We start from the raw sequence: 24,877 nt of genomic DNA on the forward strand, positions 1-24,877 counted from the left end.
GAACAATGTTCATCAGCATCTTCGATATGTTCAAGATTGGCATCGGCCCCTCAAGCTCACACACCCTTGGCCCAATGAAAGCCGGCAAAGCTTTCGTGGACGAACTCAAGGAAAAAGACCTCTTTGACAAGGTCACTCGAGTTCAGGCAAATGTCTACGGCTCCCTCTCCCTCACGGGCATCGGCCACTCCACCGACAAGGCCATCCTCCTTGGCCTCGCTGGTGAAGAGCCAGAGACGGTTGATATCGACGGCATCTCCGAATTCATGAAGAACGTCCGCAGCAGCGAGAAGCTCATGCTGGGCGGCTCCCACGAGGTAGAATTCCCCAAGGACGGCGGCTTCTACTTCCACGATGAGTACCTCCCGATGCACGAGAACGGCATGTGTCTTATCGCCTTCGCCGGCGAGGAAGACATCCTGCACAAGACCTACTACTCAGTCGGCGGCGGTTTCATCGTCAAGCAGGAAGACTTTGCCAAGCGCACCGACGCCAAGGTTGATATCCCCTTCCCCTACGCCAGCGCCGCAGAGATGCTCGAGCTGTGCGAGAAGAACAACATGACCCTCCCGGAGCTTGGACTTGCCAACGAGCTGGCACTGCGCTCCGAAGATGAGGTCAACGAGCACCTACGCAAGGTTCGCGATGTCATGTACACCGGCATCAAGCGCGGCTCCGCTACCGACGGCCCGCTGCCAGGCTCCCTGCTTGTCCCCCGCCGCGCCGCTGCCCTCAGGCGCCGCCTGGAGCAGTCTGAACCGCACGATGGTCTGAACATCCTCAGCTGGGTCAATATGTTCGCACTGGCTATCTCTGAAGAGAATGCAGCCTGCGGCCGCGTTGTCACCGCACCTACGAACGGCGCCTGCGGGGTTGTTCCGGCAGTACTGGCTTACTACGACAAGTTCGTTGAGCCCGTTACCACCGAGATGTTTGCTGATTACATCTTCGCCTGCAACCAGATTGCTTCCCTGTACAAGATGAACGCTTCCATCTCTGGCGCTGAGGTCGGCTGCCAGGGTGAGGTTGGTGTAGCGTGCTCCATGGCTGCTGGCGGTCTCGCCCAGCTCATGGGCGCTACCCCAGAGCAAGTTTGCATTGCAGCCGAGATTGGCATGGAGCACAAGCTAGGCCTGACCTGTGACCCAGTCCTTGGACAGGTTCAGGTACCCTGCATTGAGCGCAATGCTGTCGCTGCCGTTGACTCCATCACCAGCGCTCGCATGGCGCTGGAGCGCGAGAGCAAGCCATGCGTTTCTTTGGACGAAGTCATCTGGACCATGTATAAGACTGGTAAGGATATGAACGCCAAGTACAGGGAAACCTCACAAGGTGGCCTGGCCCTAGCAGTTCACCCGCCAGTTCCGGTGTGTGGATAGAGACCACCCTGTAAAGAAGCGATGAGCCGGGTGAGCACAGCGCTAAGCCGCTTGTGTTCATCCGGCTTTCTTGGCGCTACTCCCCCTTCCGCCTATTCGCTTCCGTGTGATATCTTCTCTATAACCTGACAGGAATTAAAGGACATGCTTCAGCTAATGAACTTCCCTAGCGGCAGTGCCTCCGAAGAAAATTTCCTCGAGCAGTACATTCCCCTCGTCGAATTCCTCGGTAAGGCAATGGGCCCAAACACCGAAATCGTACTCCACGATCTCGACGTTCCCGATAAATCCATCATGGCCATCGCCAACGGCCACATCTCCGGCCGGCAGCTAGGCGGCCCCGTGACCGACTTCGCACTGTGGTTTATGAAACAAGGCGATGCCGCAGCAATCCCCATGATGACCGGCTACCGCGCCGTCAATGCGGAAGGCAAGATTTGCCGCTCTTCAAGCTACTTCATCCGCGACGACTCCGGCCATATGCGCGGCATGCTGTGCATCAATGTTGATGTCTCCGAGTTGGTACACATTCGCGATGCTGCCGCCGCACTTATCGGCAACGCAGATGATCCCGCATTTGATAAGTCCAAGGCTTTCGGCGGCTACCCCGGCACGGAGGAGCAACCGCAGCGCCCCGTAGCGGTACCAGACCCGGTCCCAGAAGACGAGGCTGCAGAAGAAGAACCAAAGAAGGAAGAAGTCAGCGAGTCTTTGCGTTCTAACGTGGAGCACCTTCTCGATTCCATGTTGAACTCTGCGATTTCCAACCAGAGCACGCCAGTTCCTCGCATGCAGCGCGAAGAGCGCCTCGAGGTGGTTTCTGACCTCGAGGATGCAGGATTTTTCCTCCTTAAAGGAGGAATCGCCGCGGCAGCGACGCGCCTAGGCGTATCTGAACCGACTATCTACCGCTACCTCGTCCAGGTGCGTGGATAGTAGTTCCACATTCCTAGCTATTCGCAGCTCGTAACCGTTCCCCGTGGTACCTCTCCCCCGAAAAGGTGGAGTTGTACCACGGGGAACAACTGTTTTTAATATTTCTCTCCGCACCGGGAACTAAATCGCTTAAGACTCCGTTGTACTTTGTGAAACCGGCGACAAATTCAGGAGGCTTCACTATGACGAAGACATCTGCCACCACCGCCAAGGGCACTTCAAGTGCCACTACTGATGAAGAACAGGAAGTAGACCGCGGATCTCGCCGCAACCAAACCAACGATAATCCTTCAGCCGATCTCGTCCGCGTTTATCTCAACGGCATCGGCAAGACCGCACTGCTCAGCGCGGAAGATGAGGTAGAACTCGCTCAGGCCATCGAGGTTGGACTATACGCGGAGTACAAGCTCAATAACGCAGAAAAGCTCACCCGCGCAGAAAAGCGCGACCTTAAGATCCTCGCCCGCGAAGGCAAGAAGGCACGCTCCCACCTGCTCGAAGCCAACCTGCGCCTCGTCGTCTCGCTGGCAAAGCGCTACACCGGCCGCGGTATGCCACTGCTGGATCTCATCCAAGAGGGCAACCTAGGCCTTATCCGCGCAATGGAGAAGTTCGATTACGCCAAGGGCTTCAAGTTCTCCACTTATGCCACTTGGTGGATCCGTCAGGCGATTACCCGCGGCATGGCTGACCAGTCCCGCACCATTCGCCTCCCAGTCCACTTGGTTGAGCAGGTTAACAAGCTTTCCCGCATTAAGCGCGAGATGTATCAATCCTTGGGCCGCGAAGCTACTAACGAGGAACTTTCGGAAGAATCCGGTATTGACGAGAACAAGATTGAAATGCTGCTGCGCCAGTCACGCGATCCGGTCTCTCTCGATATGCCGGTAGGCACCGATGAAGAAGCTCCTTTGGGCGATTTCATTGAAGATGCAGAAGCTACCGATGCTGAAACTGCGGTCGTCGCATCTATGCGCCACTCTGATATCCGCGGCGTGATTGACACCTTGGAAAAGCGCGAGCAGGATGTCATCCGCCTGCGTTATGGCCTCGATGATGGTGTTCCGCGCACCTTGGATCAGATTGGTCGCCGCTTCGGTCTTTCGCGCGAGCGTGTACGCCAGATTGAGCGCGAAGTTATGGCAAAGCTGCGCGATGGCAATCGCGCCGATCGCCTGCGCGAGTACGCTTTGTAATCCACGCCTACCGCATTCGGCAACACATCCTCTCCCCGGGCCCATTTGGCAACGTACCGCCATGGGCTCGGGGTTTGGCGTTGATAAGGCATCGGCTTGGTTCTTAGCGGCGAGCCAAGCCTTGGGTAGGCTAATCTGGACTGCAGAGTCTAGAAAGCGCTTTCCCGTTCTTGGGCGGGACAATAGCCGCGTAACCGTATTCACACAGAAAGGTATGCCCACGTGAGGGACCTAGTTGATACAACGGAGATGTATCTGCGGACCATCTACGAGCTAGAGGAAGAAGGCATCACTCCCCTGCGCGCCCGCATTGCGGAGCGTTTGGAGCAGTCCGGGCCAACGGTTTCTCAGACCGTGGCTCGCATGGAGCGCGATGGCCTTTTGCACGTGCGCACCGACCGCAGTTTGGATCTCACGGACAAGGGCCGCGACTTAGCAACCGCAGTCATGCGCAAGCACCGTTTGGCAGAGCGTTTGCTTACCGACGTCTTGGGGCTCGACATTGCCAAGGTCCACGACGAGGCCTGCCGGTGGGAGCATGTGATGAGCGAAGAGGTGGAAAAGCGCATGGTCGCTGTTCTCGATGATCCGACGCGGTCGCCCTTTGGCAATCCTATTCCGGCGCTATCTGCACTTGGCTTCGATGTTCCACAGCCGGATCAGGGCACCCGCGCGGTCGATCTCCCCAATGGCGAGCAGGTCTCTGCGACCGTCATCCAGGTCAATGAAATCTTGCAGGTTGATGATGGCACCTTCCAAGAACTCACCGATGCTGGAATCCGAGTGGGCGCCAAGGTGTCTGTGGTCAATAACAGCGGCACGATTACACTGTCGACACCGGAAGGCAGAAGCGTCGTGCTTTCCGACGATTTGGCGCACGCAGTGCGCGTGGAGGTATAACCCATGAAGCTTCTCGTCACAGGTGGCGCGGGCTATGTAGGCAGCGTTTGCGCTGCTGTATTGGTCGAACAGGGCCATGACGTAACCATCATCGATAATTTCTCCACCGGCAACCGTGAGGCAGTTCCGGAGGCCGCCCGTGTCGTCGAGGGCGACGTCGCGGACAAGGCTGCCGAGGTCTTGGGCGAAGGTGGCTTCGAAGGCGTCATTCACTTCGCTGCGCGCTCCTTGGTGGGCGAATCCGTCGAAAAACCAGATGAGTACTGGCAGCACAACGTCGTTACTACCCTGACGCTGCTTAATGCCATGCGGGATAACGACGTCAAAAACCTCGTCTTTTCCTCCACCGCTGCAACCTACGGTGAGCCCGACCAGGTCCCGATTACGGAAGACATGCCAACCCAGCCCACCAATCCGTATGGTGCGACCAAGCTGGCCATCGACTACATGATCACGTCCTTTGCCCACGCCTACGGCCTCGGCGCTACCTCGCTGCGCTATTTCAATGTGGCTGGCGCCTACGGAAATATTGGCGAAAACCGCGAGGTAGAAACCCACCTCATCCCCATCGTGTTGCAAGTTGCTTTGGGCCGCCGGGATAAGATTTTCATGTTCGGTGATGACTGGGATACCGCAGACGGCACCCCAGTGCGTGACTACATCCATATCCGCGATCTAGCCGACGCCCACGTGCTTGCTCTCGAGTCCAATGAATCTGGCAAGCACCACATTTACAACTTGGGTTCTGGCGATGGGTACTCCGTCAAGCAAGTCATCGAGATGTGCCGCAAGGTAACCGGCCACGACATTCCGGCTGAGGTTGCCCCGCGCCGCGCGGGCGACCCAGCTACGCTTATCGCTTCCTCTGAGAAGATCCAGCGGGAGCTCGGTTGGAATCCCACCCGCACGGACCTGGAAACCATCGTCACCGACGCGTGGAACTTCACCCGACAGCTTGGCGATAAAGCACATTCGGCGAAGCGGTCCTAGATGCCGCGCGTGTTAGGCGGGGCTGTCAACGCGGAGCCCCGCTGCTTCGCGGGCTAGCTCGCAACCATGGCATAGACTGGAGACCATCCGCTTTCCCATGCCGCTGCGATAACCCTGCGCTATGAGGCGCCCCAGATTGTGATGGGGCGCCTCTTCTACTACTACGGAAAGCGCCGGACCGGCATAAATTCCAAATTCATGGGACACCTGGCTAGCAGCATACAAAGCCAGGGCGTTATAGCGAATAGACCCCTGGAATGTACGCGCTACCGCCAATAACAGGTCTCCTGCTTCCTGCGGCGCGGAGACGAGTTCCGTAATAACTAGGTCACGGGTCCAGGTGGTAGACATCCACATGGCTGCCACGCACAACAATTCTTCATTTTCTAGGGTTTCCTCCAGCGATTCGACCTCGCTGAGCACATAGCGCACATCGGCGATAAGGTGTTTGACCACCTGCACTGGTTCTGTCGTGCCGTACCCGTGCCCGGCGCGCAATTGGCGGGCAATTTCTTCGGCGCATCGCTCCATGGCCCTAATCTCTTCTTCCCCAAAGTATGGGTTCGGGTCCTTGAAACGCTGGACCAAGTCATGACGGCTAAGTTCCGGAAGCATGCCATTATTCACGCAGGCGCGCATCGTGTGGCTCGTCGAGATGGCGGGTATGGTTCCTTCCATCCAATTCTGCAGCGGGCCCTCGCCGCTTTCTGTGGCGTGGCCAAAGATGAGGTCATAGGCGGTATCGGTGGATAGTTCTTCGGACAGCCAGCAGGCATCGATGCCCATACCTGTCCGGTCTTGGAAATGGTAAAGAGACTGCAGAATATCCCAGAGCTCTCCTTCCTCGCGCTGGGAGAGCACGAAGCAGAAAATGATTTCGGGGTTTCCGCAGTGAAAAGCATCCATCACCTCGTGCAGGGCACCAGGCACATCGTGCAGATCGAGGCGGGCTACTGGCCCAATGCTGTATCCGCGTTGGCTGGGTTGGATGGAGATGAGGACGACTGATTCGGTGGGAAAGAATCCGAGGATTCCTGGGATATTGGCGAGGATATCGCCGGGCGTACGGATGGGCTGAGTTGGTGTTGTGATGTCCATGGCTCCAGCTTCAACCACGCGCGCAACTGTGCATAGGCCGCTAAGGGATAGGTGGTGGGGATCTGTGGATAGGTGGGGTGAAGGGGGCGTCGGCAAGCGGCTTTCCACACCCCGCCCGGGATTGCGCTGGCAATGCGCAGCGGTTTGGGGCACAATTGTTTATTTAACCTCGCAGTGCGCGCGGGAATAGTAAGCACGCACGCGGCGTTGGGGTAGGTAAGAAAGCAAGGAGGTAACACAACATGCACGAAGAAGATCGCCGCATGTATGAGCTGGAATATCCGGCTCCGGTGATTCGGGATGATTCCGGTGACGGACAAGGCCCCACCATGATTGTTGCCATGCACGGCTATGCTGACGCTGGCCAGACCATTGAGGCAAGTGCTGACCACCTGAAAGCCGCTTTGGAAGGCCGTCAGCTGGCGTCATTTAACTCTGATGAGTTGATTGATTACCGCTCGCGCCGCCCAGCCATCACGATTGATAAGGATCGGGCGCTGGAAATCGAGTCCATGGATCTTGGTATTAAGGTGCTGCGCGATAATTCCGGCAAGACCTTCCTACTGCTGTCTGGCCCTGAACCAGACATGCGCTGGGAGGCGTTTACTACCGCCGTGGTGAAGCTGGTGGAAAAGTTCAACATCGAAGACACCATCATGCTCTATGCCGCGCCGATGCCGGTGCCGCACACCCGCCCCACGGTGGTCACGGCCCATGGCACCTCCTCCCGCTTGACCGAGCACATGCTCTCGATGGATTCCACCATGATGGTCCCAGGCTCCGCCGCGCTTTATCTGGAAAAGGCTCTAGCGGATAAGCACCGCACGGTGGCTGGATATACCGTCCACGTGCCGCATTATCTGGCAGCTTCGCCTTATCCGCAGGCCACGTTCCAGTTGCTGGATTCGGTGGCTCGGGCGGCGCGCCTCAATATTCCTTTGGGCAGCATTGAGGCCGATATTTCTCGCGTGGAAAACCAACTGGAGGAGCAAGTTGGTGGCTCGGATGAGATTGAAGGCGTAGTCCAACAACTCGAGCAACAGTATGACGCTTATATGGAGCGCTACCGCAAGGAGCACCCGCAGGCGATCATGCCCGGCGAGGAGCCTATGCCTACCGGTGAGGAAATCAGCGAGGAATTCCAGGCTTTTTTGGCTTCCTTGGATGAAGAAGAAAGCCAGCAGATCATAAATACCGAGATCGATGACCGCGAAGATTCCACCGAGGAAGAAGGCCCGAGGTCCGATGAAGGGAAGGATGGCCCTGATTCTGCTTCGGGTGAGGGCGACTTAGGTGACGATATCTAACTAACCCGCCCCCATCGCCGCTAAGGTGGTTGGGGTGAACTTATCTCAGCTGCTGCCAGATTTGACGGAAGTACCCGAGTCCCTCGTTGACGAGGCGATCTGGGATACCTTTACCTCGTGGACCACCAGCCGGGGTATTAATTTGTACCCAGCGCAAGAAGAAGCCTCGCTCGGTATTTTGGCCGGCGATAATGTTATCCTCGCTACCCCTACGGGCTCGGGTAAGTCCATGGTGGCTAATGCTGCACACTTCATCGCCCTAGCTCGTGGCCAGCGCAGTTTCTATACCGCGCCGATTAAGGCCCTTGTGAGCGAGAAGTTTTTTGCCCTGTGCGATATTTTCGGCGCCGAGAATGTGGGCATGATGACTGGCGACGCCACCGTTAATGGCAATGCCCCCATCATCGCCGCCACCGCCGAGATTGTGGCCAATATTGCGCTGCGCGATGGTGCCGAGGCCAATATCGACCAGGTTGTGATGGACGAGTTCCACTACTACTCCGAGCCGGATCGCGGTTGGGCCTGGCAGGTGCCGTTGCTGGAGTTGTCCAAGGCGCAGTTCCTGCTCATGTCCGCCACTTTGGGCGATACCCAGTGGCTAGAAGAAGATCTCACCCGCCGCACCGGCCGCGCCACCAACCTCGTCGCCGGCACCACGCGGCCCGTGCCGCTGGATTTCTCCTATGTCTTTAGTGCGGTGCACGAGACCATCGAGGAGCTCTTGGCTGATAAGAAGGCTCCCATCTACGTGGTGCACTTCTCGCAGCGTGAAGCGGCCGAGCGCGCCCAGGCGCTCACCTCGCTTTCGGGGATCATCACCAAGGACGAAAAAGAAGCCATTGCCCAGGAAATCGGTGGTTTCCGCTTCACCACTGCCTTTGGCAAGGATCTGTCCAAGCTCCTGCGCAAGGGCATCGGTATCCACCACGCGGGCATGCTCCCCAAATACCGCCGTTTGGTAGAGCGCCTGGCACAAAAAGGCCTGCTTAAGGTCATTTGCGGCACCGATACCTTGGGTGTGGGCATTAACGTGCCCATCCGCACCGTGCTGATGACTGGGCTTGCCAAGTTCGACGGCCAGCGCCAACGCATCCTCAAGTCGCGCGAATTCCACCAGATTGCCGGCCGCGCCGGCCGCGCTGGCTATGACACCGAGGGCACTGTGGTGGTCGAGGCGCCCGAGCACGAGATTGAAAATGCCAAGGAACGCCGCCGCATCGGCGATGACCCCAAACGCTTGAAGAAGCTCAAGAAAAAGTCCGCCCGAGAAGGCGAGGTGTCCTGGTCTGAGAAGACCTTCGCGCGCCTTACTGAGGCGGAACCGGAACAGCTTACCTCTCAGTTCCGCGTTTCAAATTCCATGCTGCTCAACGTCTTGGCGCGCCATGGCAATGGCTATGACCACATGCGCCACCTGCTGCGAGACAATCACGATAATCGCAGCAAACAGAATAAGGACATTCTCACCGCTATCGATCTCTTCCGCGGGCTAGTGGATTCCGGCGTGGTGCAAAAATCCACCAAGGGATTGGATATCTACGGCCGTCCCTACCATTTGGTACGAGAGCTGCCGCGTGACTTTGCGCTCAACCAGCCGCTGGGTCCATTCGCGCTGGCGGCGCTCTCGCTGCTGGATCCGGAGGCGGAGACTTATAACCTAGACGTCATTTCCGTGTTCGAGGCCATTCTGGATGACCCACGCCAGGTGCTCATCGCCCAGCAGAAGCAGCGCCGCGGCGAAGAAATTGCCGCGCTGAAAGCGGACGGGGTGGACTACACCGACCGCATGAATATCGTAGAAGACATCACCTGGCCGAAGCCGCTCGAAGAGCTATTGGAGCAGGCCTACGATACTTTCGCTGAGACCAATGCGTGGGTCAAGGAGTTTGAGCTGCGGCCCAAGTCCGTGGTGCGCGACATGCTCGAGAACGCCATGACCTTCTCCGATCTGGTCGCAACCTACGGCTTGGCCCGCTCCGAGGGCGTGATTTTGCGCTACCTGACCGACGCCTGGCGTACCCTGAAGCAATCCATTCCCGATGAGTACAACACTCCGGAGCTCGAGGACATCGTTGTCTGGCTGGGAGAGCTTATCCGCCAGGTGGATTCCTCGCTTGTCGACGAATGGGCGCAAATGGCCGGCGAAGACTCCCCCATCGACCAAGACACGGTGGACCGCGAGCTGGCCTTTGGCGTGGAGGACCCCACCGCGCTCACGGCCAATCGCCGCGCCTTTACCATCATGGTGCGCAATTACATGTTCCGCTTAGTGCAGCTCTTTGCTTTGGAAAAGGAAGAGCGCTTGGCGGAGCTGCTCGATTACTTGGACGAGGTGCCAGACTTCGGCGCTATCCTAGATGATTACTTCGATGAATATGATGACATCGATTCCGGCCCCGAGGCCCGTGGCCCGGAGTTTTTCCGCCTAGGCGATACTGACTCGCGTGCGTGGTCCGTGCGCCAGATCATCAAGGACCCAGACGGCGACTACGCCTACCAGTTCGTGGCTACGGTAGACCTCGATGCCTCCGATGAAGCCGGCGAAGTCCGCCTAGCTGACCTGCGCGTGGAGTATTAGCCAGCGAAAACGACAAGCCACCCTGGTTGCCTCGCCCCGGGGTAAGGGGGGCCGCAACGAGTACGGCGACGAGCAGGAGCAGCGAATGGAACACCGCTGCCAGGCGTGTGCCCGCGCCTGCCCGCACGTTGACAGCAGTTCGGGCGATCGCGGCTGTTGCGGGGATCCCGCCGAACAGGGGCGCGACGACGTTGGCCACGCCCTGCCCAAAGAGCTCGCGGTCAGGATCGTGCCGGTCGCCGACAGTCTTTGCGTCGGCAACCGTCGCTGACAGCAACGATTCCAACGCACCGAGCGCTGCGACGGCGACCGCTGCCAACAGCAAGGAATCCAGGTGCTCCCACGGGATCTGCGGCCAGCGCGGGGCAGGCAACGTCGACGGGATGTAGCCGATAGTCTTCAGACCGCTGTCTGCCAGCATGTTGATGGCCGTCGCAGCAGCTACCAACACCAGCGCCGCGGGAAAGCCACTACGAATGCGGGCAGCAACCACGATTCCGGCCGCCACCGCGAGGGTCATAACGGGCGCCTGCCATACCGGAGCATCTAGCCAAGCTTTGATTGCGTCCCACGCCAACCCGAGGACTTTCTCGCCATCTACGTCAACACCGAGTGCTGCAGGTAGCTGTTGGAGGGCGATGATCACCGCAATACCGGCTGTGAAACCTTCGATGACAGGCAACGGCATGTATTTCATCGCGCGGCCAGCGCCGGTGAATGCCAGCAAGAGCAGCATGAGCCCCGCCAGCACGCCAACGACGAGCACCCCATCGGCACCATGGTCGGCCACGATGGGGATGAGCACCACGGTCATTGCGCCGGTCGGGCCGCTTACCTGGACGTTGCTACCGCCGAAGACTGCGGACAGGATGCCCGCGACGATGGCCGTCGTAATTCCAGCTGCCGCGCCGACACCAGAAGCAACGCCGAAGCCGAGCGCCAGGGGGAGTGCGACTAGGGCCACCATAAGGCCGGCCGAAAGGTCGCGCCCGATAGTCACGCGGGACCAGTCCGAGCGGCGCGGTGCGAATCGCAGGGCACGGGATCGGATGCCCACCTTAGAGACGGTGGAGGGGTGGGTCATGCTACTTTCTTGCTCCTTAAAGGCTCAACGACACCCAAAGGATACACAAGGCGCCTTCCTTCGACGGCCGGATTCCCGATTCTGGCCGATGCCTCATGTTGACGAATTCCCACCACACCCCAACCCTTCGGCACTAACTTGGCCAAGTCAGGGTTGGGCGTGACGCCTGCCACAAACTACTGAAAACCATTGCCATTTAAACCCTCCTTTGGTTTACTCGGGGCCATGCAGACAGTAGATACCCTCATCATCGGCGGTGGCGCGGCCGGCCTGCAGGCAGCCCTAGTCATGGTCCGCGCCCGCCGCAGCGTGCTCATTGTTGATTCCGCCACTCCCCGCAACCGTTTCGCCCATGAAATTCATGGAGTCATTGCCCTCGAGGGCACGCCACCCCTTGAGTTTCAAGAGCGCGGCAAGGAGCAGCTGCGCAGCTATGGCGCGCAGATCATGAACGCCACCGTGGATTCCGTCACCGATAATGACCGCACGCTCACCGCCACGTTGAGCAACGGTGAGACCATCGCTGCCCGCTCTATCATCGTCGCCAGCGGCGTGGACGACGAGCACCCAGCTATCCCGGGCCTGCAAGAAAACTGGGGAAATACGGTCCTCCACTGCCCCTACTGCCACGGATACGAGGTGGCGGACAAGAAGCTCGGCGTACTCTACATCGGCGAGTTCTCCTTCCACCATGCCGCGGTTCTGCGCCAGTGGTCGAAGGACATCACCTTCTTCACCAATGGAATGGAATTCACCGACGAGCAGCGCGCGGACCTGACTCGGCGGGGCATTGCGCTTATCGACGGCCCCGTCACCGCCTTCCAAGACGGAAAAGTCCTGTTGGAAAGCGACGAGCATGCCGTCGATGCACTGTTTTACATGCCCATTCCCCGCCCTCACGATGAGTTCCTCGCTGACCTCAATCTTCAGCGCCACAGTCCGCCGTCGGGCATGGGCGGCAGCCTGATCAAAACGGGCCTCGCCGGTGCCACCAGCCACCCGCGCATCTGGGCCGTAGGCAACGTGGTCAACCCACCGGCGCAGGTAGCGATGGCGATGGGCGAGGCCAACGCCGCCGCCATTGCGGTCAATGCCTTCCTCGTCGAGGACGATTGGATTTAAATACGGTGGTGTGGCATGAAAGCCATCATCCAGACCAATCCGGAAGACCCACACTCGCTGGAGCTGGGGGACGTCGGCAAGCGCGAGGGCGGCTATAAGCCAGACTTTTAGCGTGCGGCCTCAATCTGGACAGCCTGTGCCACAGCTTGAACTACGGCAGCGACCTTAACGGCCTCCCAGATCTGCTCCTTGCTCAGGCCAGCCTCGTTGACTTCCTGGGCGTGGGCGCCGAAGCAGTGCTCGCAGCCATTGATGGCGGAGACTGCGGTATTCCACAGCTCGAAGTTGGCCTTGTCCACGCCTGGCTTGGAGATAATGTTCATGCGCAGGCCGAACTTAACCCGTGCGTAGTCATCGCCCAACCAGCCCTTGGCGCGGTAGGCAACATTGTTCATAGCCATAACGGTGGCTGCGCCGTAGGCTGCCTCGATAGCTTCCTCAGACAGGTGCTCCTTTGCTTCCTCCGCAATCTCAGACAGCACGGTGTCATTGCGGGTTGCGGCGGCCGATGCCAACAGGCAGCCCCAGAGCTGCTCCTCGTCCAGGTCCTTGGAACGGGTCAGGGTGCCCAAGTTGAGCTTCTGGTCCTTGGCGTACTCCGGCAGGGAAGACTTCAGATTATCAATAGACATAACTTTTCTCCTTTGCGGTTTTGATAGGAATTTACTGCGTCGGATTTAAAAGGAAACCCCGCCACGAAAGCGGGGTAAACCTGCATCTCAGTGAGATTTAGAGCGCGGACTGAACGACGTCCATCTTGTTGATGTTCTTGGTTGGGTCGTTCTTCTCCCAGTTGCAAGCGCAGACCTCTTCGGACTGCAGGGCGTCGAGCACGCGCAGAACCTCGTCTACGTTACGGCCGACAGCATCCGGGGTAACGGATACGAACTGGATAACGCCATCCGGGTCGATAATGAAGGTGGCGCGGTCAGCAACGCCATCAGCGTTTTCGACGCCCAGTGCACGAATGAGGTCGTGACGTACGTCAGAGAACATCGGGAAAGGAACTTCCTTCAGCTCTGGATGGGTTGCACGCCAGTTGAAATGAGCGAACTCGTTATCGGTGGAGCCACCGAGGATCTGGGTATCGCGGTCCTGGAATTCCTCGTCCAGCTTGCCGAAGGCAGCGATCTCGGTCGGGCAGACGAAGGTGAAGTCCTTCGGGTAGAAGAAGACGACCTTCCACTTGCCCTCGTACTTGTCCAGGGATACCTGCTCGAAGTAGTCCTCCGGCTGGTTAGCGTTGACGTCGTGCAGATCGCCACCGGTCAGGGCGGTGAGGTTGAACTCTGGGAACTTTTCGCCGACGGTCAAAATAGGCATAGTCTTCAACTCCTTTAGCAAAGGCTTTTCCTCTAAGTTTCCTGCCGCTTGACATACAAGCAGCGGGGCCGGACCGTGTCCGGCCCAACACGATCAGTTATACCATCTTTTCCGCTCGCGTCAATAGCAAATCCTATAGGTAGGTGTTAGAGTGATAGGCATGCATAATAAAGAGTATCGCCCTACACTTGCTCAGCTGCGCACCTTCGTCACCGTTGCGGAAAATAAGCACTTTGGCACCGCGGCCGCCAAGCTCGAAATTTCCCAGCCCTCCCTCTCCCAAGGCCTCGTTGCGCTCGAGCAGGGCTTGGGCCTGCAGCTTATCGAGCGCTCCACTCGCAAGGTCATCGTCACCTCGGCCGGTGAGACCCTCCTCCCCTACGCCAAGGCCACCCTCGAGGCCGCCGATACCTTCCTGGCCCACGCTCGCGGCGCCAACGGCACCCTTGCCGGCCCACTGACCATCGGCGTTATCCCCACCATTGCTCCCTACATCCTCCCCGATCTGCTCTCGATGCTTGTTGAGGCCTACCCGGATCTCGAGCCGCGCTTCGTCGAGGAGCAAACCCAGCACCTCATTACCCGCCTGCGCAACGGCAACTTGGACCTTGCCATCATGGCCCTTCCTTCTGAGGCCACCGGCATGGTCGATAGCCCGCTCTACACGGAGAAATTCTCCATCGTTTGCCCTCCTGATCACCCCATCGCCGGCCGCGAGGATGTCGAGCTTGCGGAGCTCAAGGACTTAGATTTGCTGCTGCTTGACGACGGCCACTGCTTGCGCGATCAGGTCGTCGATCTCTGCCGCCACGCCAATATCAACCCGGCCGAGGCCACCAATTCCGTCACCCGTGCTTCCTCCCTAACCACCATCATGCAGCTGGTCATGGGCGGCCTGGGCTGCACCCTCGTCCCCGAATCTGCACTGGCCACCGAGTGCCATGGCAAGGACGTCGCCATCGCCCACTTTGCCTCCGATGTCACCGCCGAACGCGAGGTGGGCCTCGTGTTCCGTTCCTCCGCCGCCCGCGCCGAAGAATTCCGCGAATTCGGCACGCTCATCACCTCTGCCTATAACAAGGCGATTGAGCGTTCCCGGCAGTAGTCTCACCCGGCGGCCCCACACGGGGGCGTCGCCAAGCACGCCAAAGGCCACCGCCCCAAATTGGAACGGTGGCCTTTAACTATGCTGCGCTACGCCTGCGGGAGAGTATTGCGCCCCGCGCACTGGCGGTACATATGCGCCTGTGCCAAGAGGGTAACCGGATACGCCACGATGAGGCCGATGCCCAAAAGCAAGAAGCCACCGATGATGATGAAAAAGTTCAAAATTGCCAGCAGCAACATTTGGCCGTAGTTATTCTTACCTGCCTGAAAGCCCTTCTTCACGGCGTCACCAACGCTATCGCCATCGGCCGCGAACCACTGCATCAGCGAGAAGAATGGTTGGATAAAGAAGCTAATGAGCAAAAGCACGCCCATGATGCCCATGACGCTTAATACTGCCGCAACTGCTTCGTCCTCCGTCATAGTCTCGGCGTCGTTAAGCAACCCATAGACAGTTCCGCCTACTGCAGCGAATGCAATAAGGCTCGCCACTGCCCCGATGACGAGCATGATGACCAGTGGCTGCCACCAACGCACGTTCTTAAAAAGGTAACCCCAACCGGTGCGGGCGTCATCGATCTGGAAGAGCGCTAGGCGCATAATTACCAGCGACAATACAAGGCTTAGGACAGTGGATATGAGCTGAGAAACCCAAGAACCCGCGGTTGGATCACCCGTACCGGAGTAGCTCGCGGCATTGATGCCGCCTGCAACGGCTACAAAAACGATACTTAGAACAAAAAGCGCTACTGCTCCTAGAATCCACAGCTTCCAATTGCCAAAGACAGTCCTAAAAGCCCAAGAAACCGCATCTATTGCGGAGACCTTACCGGTAAACGGCCGCTGGCCTGCCTGGTAGCCGGCATAGCCTTGAGCGTTGCCCTCGTGGCTGCCACCGTACGATGGAAGCTGGCCGTAGTCCGGCCGATCCTCAGGATGGTTGGTCGGCTCATAGCGAGGAAAATCGTCATTTCCACCCGAATACGGGTTTGTCATAGGCGGTGCTCCTCCTTCAGGAATGCACATAGAAAAATGGATAAGTATTTTAACTTTAACAACTTTTTCCTCATTTCAGGTGGACGGGTAAACTCGTTGCCTAGTCATGACTAAGAACGAATCCCCTTCTCGCGAGGACCTCTTCGCCGCACTCGAAAATGTCTCTTTGGCCGAGGCGCGCTCCTTCCGTCGCCGCCTCAAAAAGGCTCGCGCTCCTAAAGCGCTGCAAGAAATCGGCGCTGAAATCCATGCCGCGGCCGAGCGCGTCGCGCTTACCGACGCCGCCGTTCCCGCCATCACCTACCCGGACGCCCTCCCTGTCACCGCCCGCAAGGACGATATCGCCGAGGCCATTCGGGACAACCAGGTCGTCATCATCGCTGGTGAGACCGGTTCTGGTAAGACCACCCAGATCCCAAAGATCTGTCTCGAGCTGGGCCGCGGCCGGCGCGGGTTCATCGGCCATACCCAGCCGCGCCGTATTGCAGCGCGCACCGTGGCTGAACGCATCGCAGCGGAATTGGACCAGAAAATCGGGGAGTCCGTTGGCTACGCCATCCGCTTTGACGATCGCGTCTCTGAGACCACCGCCGTCAAGCTGATGACCGACGGCATCCTGCTCGCCGAGATGCAGCGCGACCGCTTTCTCAATAAGTACGACACCATCATCATCGATGAGGCCCACGAACGCTCGCTCAATATCGACTTCCTCTTGGGCTACTTGAAGCGCCTATTACCTAAGCGCCCAGACCTCAAGGTGATCATCACCTCCGCAACCATCGACCCAGAAAGCTTCGCCGCCCACTTTGCCGATGCCGACGGCAACCCCGCCCCCATCATCGAGGTCTCCGGGCGCACCTACCCCGTAGAAATCCGCTACCGGCCCCTCGAGTTCGAGGCCGGCGGAAAAGTAGTAGACCAAGACCCGCTCGACGGCTTGACTGAAGCCATCGAAGAGCTCATGCACGAAGGCGACGGCGATATCCTGTGCTTCTTCCCTGGCGAGCGAGATATTCGCGATGCCATGGAAGCCATCGAAGGCAAGAAGTGGAAAAACGTCGAGGTCACTCCCCTCTTTGGCCGTCTATCCAACCAAGAGCAGCACCGCGTGTTTAGCGAGCACCGCGGCCGCCGCATCGTTTTGGCCACCAATATCGCCGAAACCTCGCTCACCGTGCCCGGCATCCGCTATGTCGTCGATACCGGCACCGCCCGCATCTCGCGGTATTCCACGCGTACCAAGGTCCAGCGGTTGCCCATCGAGCCCATTTCGCAGGCCTCCGCCAACCAGCGATCCGGCCGTTGCGGCCGCGTCGCCGACGGCATCGCCATCCGCCTGTACAGCGAACAGGACTTTGAAAGCCGACCCGAGTTCACCGACCCAGAAATCCTGCGCACCAACCTTGCCAGCGTCATCCTGCAAATGGTTTCGCTCAAGCTCGGCGTTATCGAACAATTCCCCTTCATCCAACCTCCCGAGCACAAGGCCATTCGCGATGGTCTCACACTCCTCCACGAGCTCGGCGCCCTCCACGACAAGCAGGACAAGCCGTCTCTCACCACCATCGGCCGCGATCTTGCCCGCATCCCACTGGATCCGCGCATGGCTCGCATGCTCATTGAGGCCAATACCAACGGCTGCCTCGATGACGTCATGGTCATCGTTGCCGCCATGACCATTCAAGATGTGCGCGAGCGCCCCCTCGACTTCCAAGCCCAGGCCGACCAAGCCCACGCCCGTTTCAAGGACAAGACCTCGGATTTCTTGTCCATGCTCAAGCTGTGGGATTACATCAAGCAAACTCGCAATGAGCAATCCGGCAATAAGTTCCGCAAGCGCATGAAACAGGAGTTCCTGCACTACATGCGCATCCGGGAGTGGTTTGACTTGGTGCGCCAGCTCAAGGACGTCGCCAAGCAGCTGGGCTGGACCTACCAGGAAAGCACCGAGCGCCGCTCCGATGACATCCACATGTCCCTCCTTTCGGGCCTGCTATCCAATATCGGCGCCCGCGATGGCAATTCCAAGGAGTTCCAAGGCGCGCGCAACACCCGCTTCCTGGTATTCCCCGGCTCCGCCCTGGCTAAAAAGCCTCCCGAGTTCCTCATGGCCGCCGAGCTGGTGGAAACGTCCCGTCTCTGGGCGCGCGATGTCGCCGCCATCGATCCCGCCTGGGTAGAAAAGCTCGGCGCGGACCTGCTCAAGCACAACTACTCCGAGCCCACCTGGTCTCGCAAGCGCGCCGCCGCCATCGCGCACCAAAAATCCACGCTCTATGGCGTGCCCATCGTGGCCGACCGCACCGTGCCCTACCACCGCGTCGATCCCGCCGCTGCCCGCGATATGTTCATCCGCAACGCCCTTATCGCCGGCGATTGGAACACCCACCACGCCTTCTTCAAGGCCAACGCCCAAGCGCTTGACGACGCCGCCGCATACGAAGAAAAGGCCCGCCGCCGCGGCCTCATCGTGGACGAAGATACACTCTTCGACTTCTACGACCAGCGTATTCCGGCAAAGGTAACCACCGGCCGCCACTTCGACTCATGGTGGAAAAAGGAGCGCCGCCGCACCCCGGATCTGCTGGATTTCGATCCGGCTAAGCTCATCGACGACTCCCACGACGTCACTGAAGAGTCCTTCCCCGACCACTGGCGCAAGGGCACTATCGATTACGAACTGACTTACAAGTTCGAGCCCGGCGATCCACTCGACGGCGTCACCGTAATGGTTCCCATTCCTATGCTCGCCGGCTTGGATACCGAAGGATTCGATTGGCTCGTTCCAGGTCTTCGCCTCGAGCTCGTCACCGAGCTTATCCGCAGCCTGCCCAAGGCCCTGCGCCGCACCGTTGTACCCGCGCCCGAATTTGCCGAGCGCGCCATCGACCGCCTCATCCCTTATGAAGGCCCCATCACCCAGCAACTTGCCGACGTCCTCCGCGAACTCGGCGGTCAAGGAATCAACGCCACCGACTTCCAGGCCAGCAAGCTACCCGCCCACCTGCGGATGAATTACGGGGCCATCGATAAGCGCGGCAACATCGTCGACTCCGACCGCGACCTCGCGGCGCTCGTCCGACGTCAGGCCGGACACATCAAGTCCTCCGTATCCCGCGTCTCGCGCACCTCCGAGTCCACCGCCGTCAGCGAATGGACCGACGACACCCTCGGCACCATCGATGACACGGTCAAGACCACCGTGGACGGCCACGAAGTCACCGCCTACCCTGCCCTGGTCGCTACCAAGGACGGCGTCGAACTCAAGGTCCATCCCACCAAGGCCGCCGCAGATGCCGCCATGGTCACGACCACTCTTACGCTCCTCATGCGTGAGATATCCGTCAACGCCTCACAAATGGTCAAGGGCCTGCCATTGCAACAGCGCGTCGCCGTCGATTCCTATCCGCACGGCGGCGCCGACGGCCTTGTCAATGACGCCCGCGTCGCCGCGATCCGCGACCTGATGCTCGAAGCCGGCGGACCCGTCCGCACCCCCGTGGCGTTCCAGAAGCTTAAAGACACCGTCAAACCGCAGGTCCCAGGACGCGTACGCCAGGCAGTGGTAGCTATTGCACCGGGACTCGCCGAGTACTCCAACCTGCGAGCGGAGCTCGCTCATTGGGACGGCCCAGCAATAGATGACATGCGCGCACAATTGGACTTCCTCCTACCCCAAAACGCCATCACTGTCCATGGAATGTCCCATCTGCGTCATCTACCGCGATATATCCAAGCCATGCGAATTCGTCTAGAGGACATAAACCTTGACCCGGACCGCGATGCGGACCGCCAAGCCGAAGTAGACAACGCCAAGGCTTACCTATCTAACCGCCTTCGCAACCTCCCGGCAGGCCGCGAAAAGACGCGCGAGGTCAAGGACGTACGCTGGATGATTGAAGAACTTCGAGTTTCTCTTTTCGCTCAGCGCCTTGGCACAGCCCACGCCGTTTCACTCCGCCGTATCCAAAAGGCGGTGGACAAACTGCGCTAAAAGTCCTCGCGATCGCGCCTTCGCATCAGGCGAATCTCGGATTCAAAGTCATCTGCGCTTTCAAAGGATTTATATACAGAGGCGAAGCGCAGATAGGCCACTTCATCAAGGTCCCGCAGTGGTTCTAGGATGGCCAAGCCAATCTCGTTCGCGTTGACCTGCGAGGAGCCATGACTGCGCACGGTCTCCTCCACTTCTTGCGCCAGCTTCTTTAGGGCATCGTCGCTGACATCTCGCCCCTGGCAGGCACGGCGCACACCTCGAATCAATTTATCTCTGCTGAAAGGCTCGGCCAGACCGTTTCTCTTCACCACAAGCAGCACGGCCTTCTCAACCGTGGTAAAGCGACCCTTGCACGAAGCACACTCGCGCCGGCGACGAATCGACGCTCCAGCATCGACCACTCGCGAGTCGATGACGCGGGATTGCTCATTGTGACAAAAAGGGCAATACACGGTGGTCCTTTCACTGACGTTGTTACGCCAGTAGTTTACTCACCTTCGATTTCGTGCGACCACCGACCTTCGCCCACCGTTCCCCCTATCGTGTTACTGCAGCCTCTACTTGTTGCACATTAGAGGCCGGCGGTTGCGGTGCACTGTTTCCTTCAGCACCAGCTAGTCCGCCTAGCAAAGTGCCCACAAAGACCGCTACGCCAAACACTGCGCCCAATGCGTAGTTACCTGTGTTCGACTCACCCACGCTGTTTCGGCCCCTATTCGATCTGTTCCCAGAGTCTCCGAGGGACGTACGGTTCGAACGATAGGTCGTGCAATCTGCCACACGTAGAGTTCGAACATACCGAGAGTTTGCGGTACCGCGGGCCGCAGAACCGTAGCCACGCTCCACATCCCACACGGATGCAGAAGGCACCACTACAGGATCAGCAGCATTGCGTGCTACCAGGTTATTGCGAGAATTAATCAGCAGAGACATAACTTTCCTTTCGACGACTGAAACCACCTTAGGAGCCTCATTCGACACGCCATGACACCCAGTCGCCATAATGTTCGAATTAGTTGGTACGTTCGATTTATAGCATCGCTTCGAATACTTGTCCACCCCAACGCGCAAATCTCGAACATCTGTACTTTTCGTGCTACAAATGACGTGTGGCAACTTTTCAGCGCCGCCAGCTAACAGACCACCGATAAATCCACCCGACCCCCTCCGAGGAGCCATCAATGGGCCGCAAGCCAAAGAAGACTACCGAGAAGACCGACTACGCTTCCCTATCCGACCGCCAGCGACGCATTCTCAACGTCATTAGTGACGCCGTTATGTTGCGTGGCTACCCACCAAGCATTCGCGAAATTGGTGACGCAGCAGGCCTGCAGTCCACATCATCGGTTGCCTACCAGCTAAAACAATTGGAAGAGAAGGGGTTTTTGCGCCGGGACCCTAATAAGCCGCGTGCTGTAGATGTTCGTCACCTTAATACGGATGAAGGCGCCAAAAAGCCGGGCCGCAAGCCGGCTAAGTCTGAGCAGCAAGTTCCCGAGGATGCAGGTGCGGTTTCCTATATTCCTGTGGTCGGCCGTATCGCTGCGGGAGCACCCATTACCGCAGAGGAAAACGTCGACACATACTTCCCCATGCCTGATGAGGTAGTCGGTAGCGGCGACCTTTATATGCTGCAAGTAGTCGGCGACTCGATGCAGGATGCCGGCATCCTTGACGGCGACTGGGTAATCATTCGTTCCCAGTCAGTTGCAGAGGAGGGCGAGTTCGTCGCCGCCCTGCTCGAAGGTTCTGAAGCTACCGTCAAGGAGTTCCACCGTGATTCCTCCGGCGTGTGGCTGCTTCCCCACAATGATGCCTACGATCCCATCAACGGCGATGATGCGGAAATCATGGGCAAGGTTGTATCGGTATTCCGTAAGCTTTAACCACTCACCTGACGCAGATTCCATTACCCCGCAAGGGCCGAGCGTGGCCCTCGCGGGGTCTATCTATGTACACCCTTCGTTGACGCAGCCCGTATCCTGCCACCCCCATTTTGGCTCCATTTCGGACCCGGACACCAAAAGAGACGAAAATCCCACTTTCCCACTTTTCCTGATAACCAGGCATTTCAAGGTACCGCCTCTAAAATGCAGCTGTGCAAGTTTTTGCTTTAGTCCGTTTATTCCCGATTTTTGAGACAATAGACTAAGCAAAACAACATCGCCGGATTTTCACTTCCGCATAAAATGGCAATTTTTACCCCCCGCGCCATGACGCGATGTCTCTAGATTCAAGGAGGAATCATGTACGCAGAAGAGCGGCGTCGCCAAATTGCTTCCCTCACCGCCGTTGAAGGCCGCGTCAACGTCACTGAGCTCTCAGAACGCTTCGAAGTTACGGCCGAGACCATTCGCCGCGACCTTGCGGTGCTTGACCGTGAGGGTGTCGTCCATCGCGTGCATGGCGGCGCAGTAGCCTCCCAAACCTTCCAGACCGCGGAGCTTACCCTGGATACCCGCCAGAGGTCCGCCTCCGGCGCAAAAGCGGCTATCGCCCGCGCGGCCCTTGATTTTCTCCCCCACGGCGGCGGCAGTATTTTCTTGGACGCAGGCACCACCATCAATGCGTTCGCGGAGCTCATTGGACAGCAATACCCGCAGGCGCAGTTCAATATTGTCTCCAATAGCTTGCCTATTGCCCTGTCGCTAGCGGGCAATGGCGTGCCTGACGTCCAGCTACTTGGCGGTACGGTCCGCGCGATTACCCAGGCCGTCGTTGGCGATACCGCACTGCGCACCCTAGCTTTGATGCGTGCCGACGTCGCCTTTATCGGCACCAATGCCCTCACCCTAGACCATGGCTTGTCGACGGCCGACTCCCAAGAGGCAGCCATCAAATCCGCCTTCGTCACCAATGCCCACAAGGTAGTGGTCATGTGTGACTCCAGCAAGCTGGGCAATGACTACCTTGTAAGTTTCGCCTCTGCCGCCGATATCGACGTCGTCATTACTGACGCTGCTGCCCCCGATTCCTTCGTGGAAGCGTTGCGCGAGCGCGAAATTGAGGTCGTGCTCGCCAGCGAATAATCCCCCGACCCTTCGCCTAATTTAGGCGAAGGACTCCATGCGTTCGACCACTGCGGTACGGGCAGCGTCAGGGCTTTCCGCATCCAGTGCCACTTCGGCAAGCTGCTGGCACTGTTCTAAGGTAACTTCTGCCAGCTGTGCGCCGACGCCTGCTACCGCCGTCGACGCTGCGGATAACGAATTTACGCCCAAGCCGGTAAGCACGCAGGCCAACATCGGGTCGGCTGCTGCCTCACCGCACACGCCAACCGCAACGTTATTGGCTTGGCCCACGATGCAGGTGTGCTGAATGAGTCGCAGGACAGCCGGCTGCCACGGGTCGGTCAGGTAGGCCAGCTGTGGAGACAAGCGGTCCGCAGCCATCGTGTACTGAGTCAGGTCATTGGTGCCGATGGACACGAAATCAAGGTGCGGCATGATTTTATCCGCCATAAGCGCTGCAGCCGGAACCTCAATCATGGCGCCGGCAGTCAGGCCGCGCTCGCGGCACAGGCTAGCAAACCACTGGGCCTCGGTAGAGGTGGCAACCATAGGAGCCATCACCCAAGTCGATGCTTTGTCATCGCGAGCCGCAGCCGCCTGCGCAATCGCATCCAGCTGGCGGGTCAGCAAAGCCTCATTATCGCGTGCAATACGCAGGCCACGAACACCCAATGCTGGGTTTTCCTCGGAGCTTAGCGTGGCATAAGAGATAGGCTTATCGGATCCGGCATCCAGCGTACGCACGACAACCTTTGACTCAGGAAAGGCATTAAAAACCTTGCCGTAAATCTTTGCCTGCTCGTCCACGCTCGGCTCTTCACTAGCCGAGAGGAAGGACAGCTCCGTGCGGTAGAGACCAATGCCCTCTGCCTGGGAATCCGAAGCAATGCGGGCGGCGTTGCCATCGGCGACGTTGGCAAGCAGCTGCACGCGGTGGCCGTCCTTAGTTTCAGCTGGGCCGCGCCATTGGGAAACGCGTGCCGCACGCTCGCGGTACTCGGCCACTGCCTTTGTGGACGCCTCTTCGTCGGCTCCAAGGGTGACGGCGCCCACTGCACCATCGACGAATACCAGCGTGCCGCTTTCAATATCGCTCAGCGCGGCGCCCACAGCAACGATGCACGGGATATCCAACTGACGGGCGATGATGGCCGTATGGCTGGTAGGTCCACCGAGCTCGGTGACAAGGGCCTTGATGTGCTTGGTATCCAGCGTCGCGGTATCGGCCGGAGCCAAGTCATCCGCGAAGAGCACGGCCTCGCCGTCTACGAGCGGCAGCCCCGGCTCGTCCTCGCCGCGCAGCTCTGCGATTACGCGGTCGCGCACGTCCTTCAAGTCAGTGGTGCGCTCGGCCATCACGCCGCCGGCGGCCTCGAACATGGTGACAAACTTATCGGTGGCGCCGACAGTAGCGAACTCCGCATCTTGGCCGGTGCGGATGTTTTTCCGCACGGCTTTGTGCCAGCCACGGTCCTTGACCATGCCGGCCGTTGCGGTCAGAACTTCCGCAGCCTGGCCTTCTGCGGCAGCAGCTCGCTGCTCCAAACGGCCAGCGACAGTATCTACGGCCGCAAGGAAGCGGTCGTATTCAACATCACTCGCTTGCTCTGGGTCGATGCTTCCCTCGGTAGGCAGGGCCGGGCGAGGGCGGACCCACACGGCTTCGGCGTAGGCGACTCCGGCAACGACACCGGTTCCTTTGATTGTGGACTCAGACGCGTTTTCCATGAGCGTACTTCCTTCGAAGATAGCGGTCTATTAACTTCCAGAACACCACAAATCGGATAGAAAAGCAATGTATACCACAGGAATTCTGTTGACTTTCGGACACAATCGGACAAGAATCAACATTA

Annotated in this window: 19 protein-coding genes; 12 read left to right on the plus strand and 7 right to left on the minus strand. The window is 58.7% G+C overall.

What is annotated here, in order from left to right; translation table 11 throughout:
* The first annotated feature begins 5 nt into the window (after positions 1 to 5).
* The 5 genes from QP915_RS03480 to galE all read left to right on the plus strand — a co-directional run bounded on the left by QP915_RS03480 (position 6) and on the right by galE (position 5,401).
* Entirely contained in the window at positions 6 to 1,379 is a 1,374-nt protein-coding gene (locus QP915_RS03480) for an L-serine ammonia-lyase (protein WP_284768060.1), read from the plus strand.
* Between the two features lie 144 nt (positions 1,380 to 1,523).
* Positions 1,524 to 2,315, plus strand: a complete 792-nt coding sequence (locus tag QP915_RS03485) for a helix-turn-helix transcriptional regulator (RefSeq protein WP_370658817.1) — start codon at positions 1,524 to 1,526, stop codon at positions 2,313 to 2,315.
* Positions 2,316 to 2,497: 182 nt separating this feature from the next.
* Positions 2,498 to 3,511 carry a sigma-70 family RNA polymerase sigma factor gene (locus QP915_RS03490; protein ID WP_005325073.1) on the plus strand — a complete coding sequence of 338 codons (1,014 nt, stop codon included), beginning with the start codon at positions 2,498 to 2,500 and terminating at the stop codon, positions 3,509 to 3,511.
* Between the two features lie 222 nt (positions 3,512 to 3,733).
* Complete coding sequence (locus tag QP915_RS03495; protein ID WP_239277554.1) at positions 3,734 to 4,411, plus strand: metal-dependent transcriptional regulator; 678 nt, start codon at positions 3,734 to 3,736, stop codon at positions 4,409 to 4,411.
* Between the two features lie 3 nt (positions 4,412 to 4,414).
* On the plus strand, positions 4,415 to 5,401 hold the full coding sequence (gene galE / locus QP915_RS03500) for a UDP-glucose 4-epimerase GalE (protein ID WP_284768061.1): 987 nt from the start codon (positions 4,415 to 4,417) through the stop codon (positions 5,399 to 5,401).
* A gap of 12 nt (positions 5,402 to 5,413) precedes the next feature.
* Here galE and QP915_RS03505 read toward each other — a convergent pair whose 3' ends face one another.
* Positions 5,414 to 6,517, minus strand: coding sequence for a DUF4192 domain-containing protein (locus QP915_RS03505; RefSeq protein ID WP_284768062.1), 1,104 nt, complete (start codon positions 6,515 to 6,517; stop codon positions 5,414 to 5,416).
* A gap of 224 nt (positions 6,518 to 6,741) precedes the next feature.
* On the opposite strand from QP915_RS03505, the gene QP915_RS03510 reads away from it, so the two are divergent.
* Both QP915_RS03510 and QP915_RS03515 read left to right on the plus strand, forming a co-directional pair.
* Positions 6,742 to 7,806: a PAC2 family protein gene (locus QP915_RS03510; RefSeq protein WP_284768064.1), complete on the plus strand. Its 1,065-nt coding sequence runs from the start codon at positions 6,742 to 6,744 to the stop codon at positions 7,804 to 7,806.
* Between the two features lie 34 nt (positions 7,807 to 7,840).
* Entirely contained in the window at positions 7,841 to 10,384 is a 2,544-nt protein-coding gene (locus tag QP915_RS03515; RefSeq protein WP_284768065.1) for a DEAD/DEAH box helicase, read from the plus strand.
* Here QP915_RS03515 and QP915_RS03520 read toward each other — a convergent pair.
* Positions 10,314 to 11,468 carry a SulP family inorganic anion transporter gene (locus QP915_RS03520; RefSeq protein ID WP_502869314.1) on the minus strand — a complete coding sequence of 385 codons (1,155 nt, stop codon included), beginning with the start codon at positions 11,466 to 11,468 and terminating at the stop codon, positions 10,314 to 10,316. The genes QP915_RS03515 and QP915_RS03520 overlap by 71 nt on opposite strands.
* Positions 11,469 to 11,693: 225 nt before the next feature.
* Here QP915_RS03520 and QP915_RS03525 point away from each other — a divergent pair, with 225 nt between their 5' ends.
* Positions 11,694 to 12,590 (plus strand): NAD(P)/FAD-dependent oxidoreductase, encoded by an 897-nt coding sequence (locus QP915_RS03525; RefSeq protein ID WP_284768067.1) that lies wholly within the window; start codon positions 11,694 to 11,696, stop codon positions 12,588 to 12,590.
* 107 nt (positions 12,591 to 12,697) lie between these two features.
* On the opposite strand, the gene ahpD is transcribed toward QP915_RS03525, so the two are convergent.
* Complete coding sequence (gene ahpD / locus QP915_RS03530; RefSeq protein WP_005325083.1) at positions 12,698 to 13,222, minus strand: alkylhydroperoxidase, AhpD family; 525 nt, start codon at positions 13,220 to 13,222, stop codon at positions 12,698 to 12,700.
* A gap of 97 nt (positions 13,223 to 13,319) precedes the next feature.
* Positions 13,320 to 13,913: a peroxiredoxin gene (locus QP915_RS03535; protein ID WP_023021385.1), complete on the minus strand. Its 594-nt coding sequence runs from the start codon at positions 13,911 to 13,913 to the stop codon at positions 13,320 to 13,322.
* Between the two features lie 160 nt (positions 13,914 to 14,073).
* Between QP915_RS03535 and QP915_RS03540 the strand changes: the two genes are divergently transcribed.
* Positions 14,074 to 15,018 carry a hydrogen peroxide-inducible genes activator gene (locus QP915_RS03540; protein WP_239277550.1) on the plus strand — a complete coding sequence of 315 codons (945 nt, stop codon included), beginning with the start codon at positions 14,074 to 14,076 and terminating at the stop codon, positions 15,016 to 15,018.
* An 89-nt stretch (positions 15,019 to 15,107) separates the two neighbouring features.
* Here QP915_RS03540 and QP915_RS03545 read toward each other — a convergent pair whose 3' ends face one another.
* Entirely contained in the window at positions 15,108 to 16,016 is a 909-nt protein-coding gene (locus QP915_RS03545) for a hypothetical protein (RefSeq protein WP_284768069.1), read from the minus strand.
* A 106-nt stretch (positions 16,017 to 16,122) separates the two neighbouring features.
* On the opposite strand from QP915_RS03545, the gene hrpA reads away from it, so the two are divergent.
* On the plus strand, positions 16,123 to 20,010 hold the full coding sequence (hrpA, locus tag QP915_RS03550; protein WP_284768071.1) for an ATP-dependent RNA helicase HrpA: 3,888 nt from the start codon (positions 16,123 to 16,125) through the stop codon (positions 20,008 to 20,010).
* Here the strand turns inward: hrpA and nrdR are convergent.
* A complete protein-coding gene (gene nrdR / locus QP915_RS03555; protein ID WP_005328590.1) occupies positions 20,007 to 20,465 on the minus strand; it encodes a transcriptional regulator NrdR in 459 nt (152 codons plus the stop codon). The genes hrpA and nrdR overlap by 4 nt on opposite strands.
* Before the next feature lie 729 nt (positions 20,466 to 21,194).
* On the opposite strand from nrdR, the gene lexA reads away from it, so the two are divergent.
* Complete coding sequence (lexA, locus tag QP915_RS03560) at positions 21,195 to 21,899, plus strand: transcriptional repressor LexA (RefSeq protein ID WP_284768072.1); 705 nt, start codon at positions 21,195 to 21,197, stop codon at positions 21,897 to 21,899.
* 360 nt (positions 21,900 to 22,259) lie between these two features.
* Complete coding sequence (sugR, locus tag QP915_RS03565) at positions 22,260 to 23,042, plus strand: transcriptional regulator SugR (RefSeq protein ID WP_284765897.1); 783 nt, start codon at positions 22,260 to 22,262, stop codon at positions 23,040 to 23,042.
* A gap of 21 nt (positions 23,043 to 23,063) precedes the next feature.
* Here sugR and ptsP read toward each other — a convergent pair whose 3' ends face one another.
* Positions 23,064 to 24,752, minus strand: a complete 1,689-nt coding sequence (gene ptsP / locus QP915_RS03570) for a phosphoenolpyruvate--protein phosphotransferase (protein WP_284768073.1) — start codon at positions 24,750 to 24,752, stop codon at positions 23,064 to 23,066.
* Positions 24,753 to 24,877 lie beyond the last annotated feature (125 nt).

Source organism: Corynebacterium sp. MSK158, assembly GCF_030229085.1.
Lineage (GTDB): Bacteria > Actinomycetota > Actinomycetes > Mycobacteriales > Mycobacteriaceae > Corynebacterium.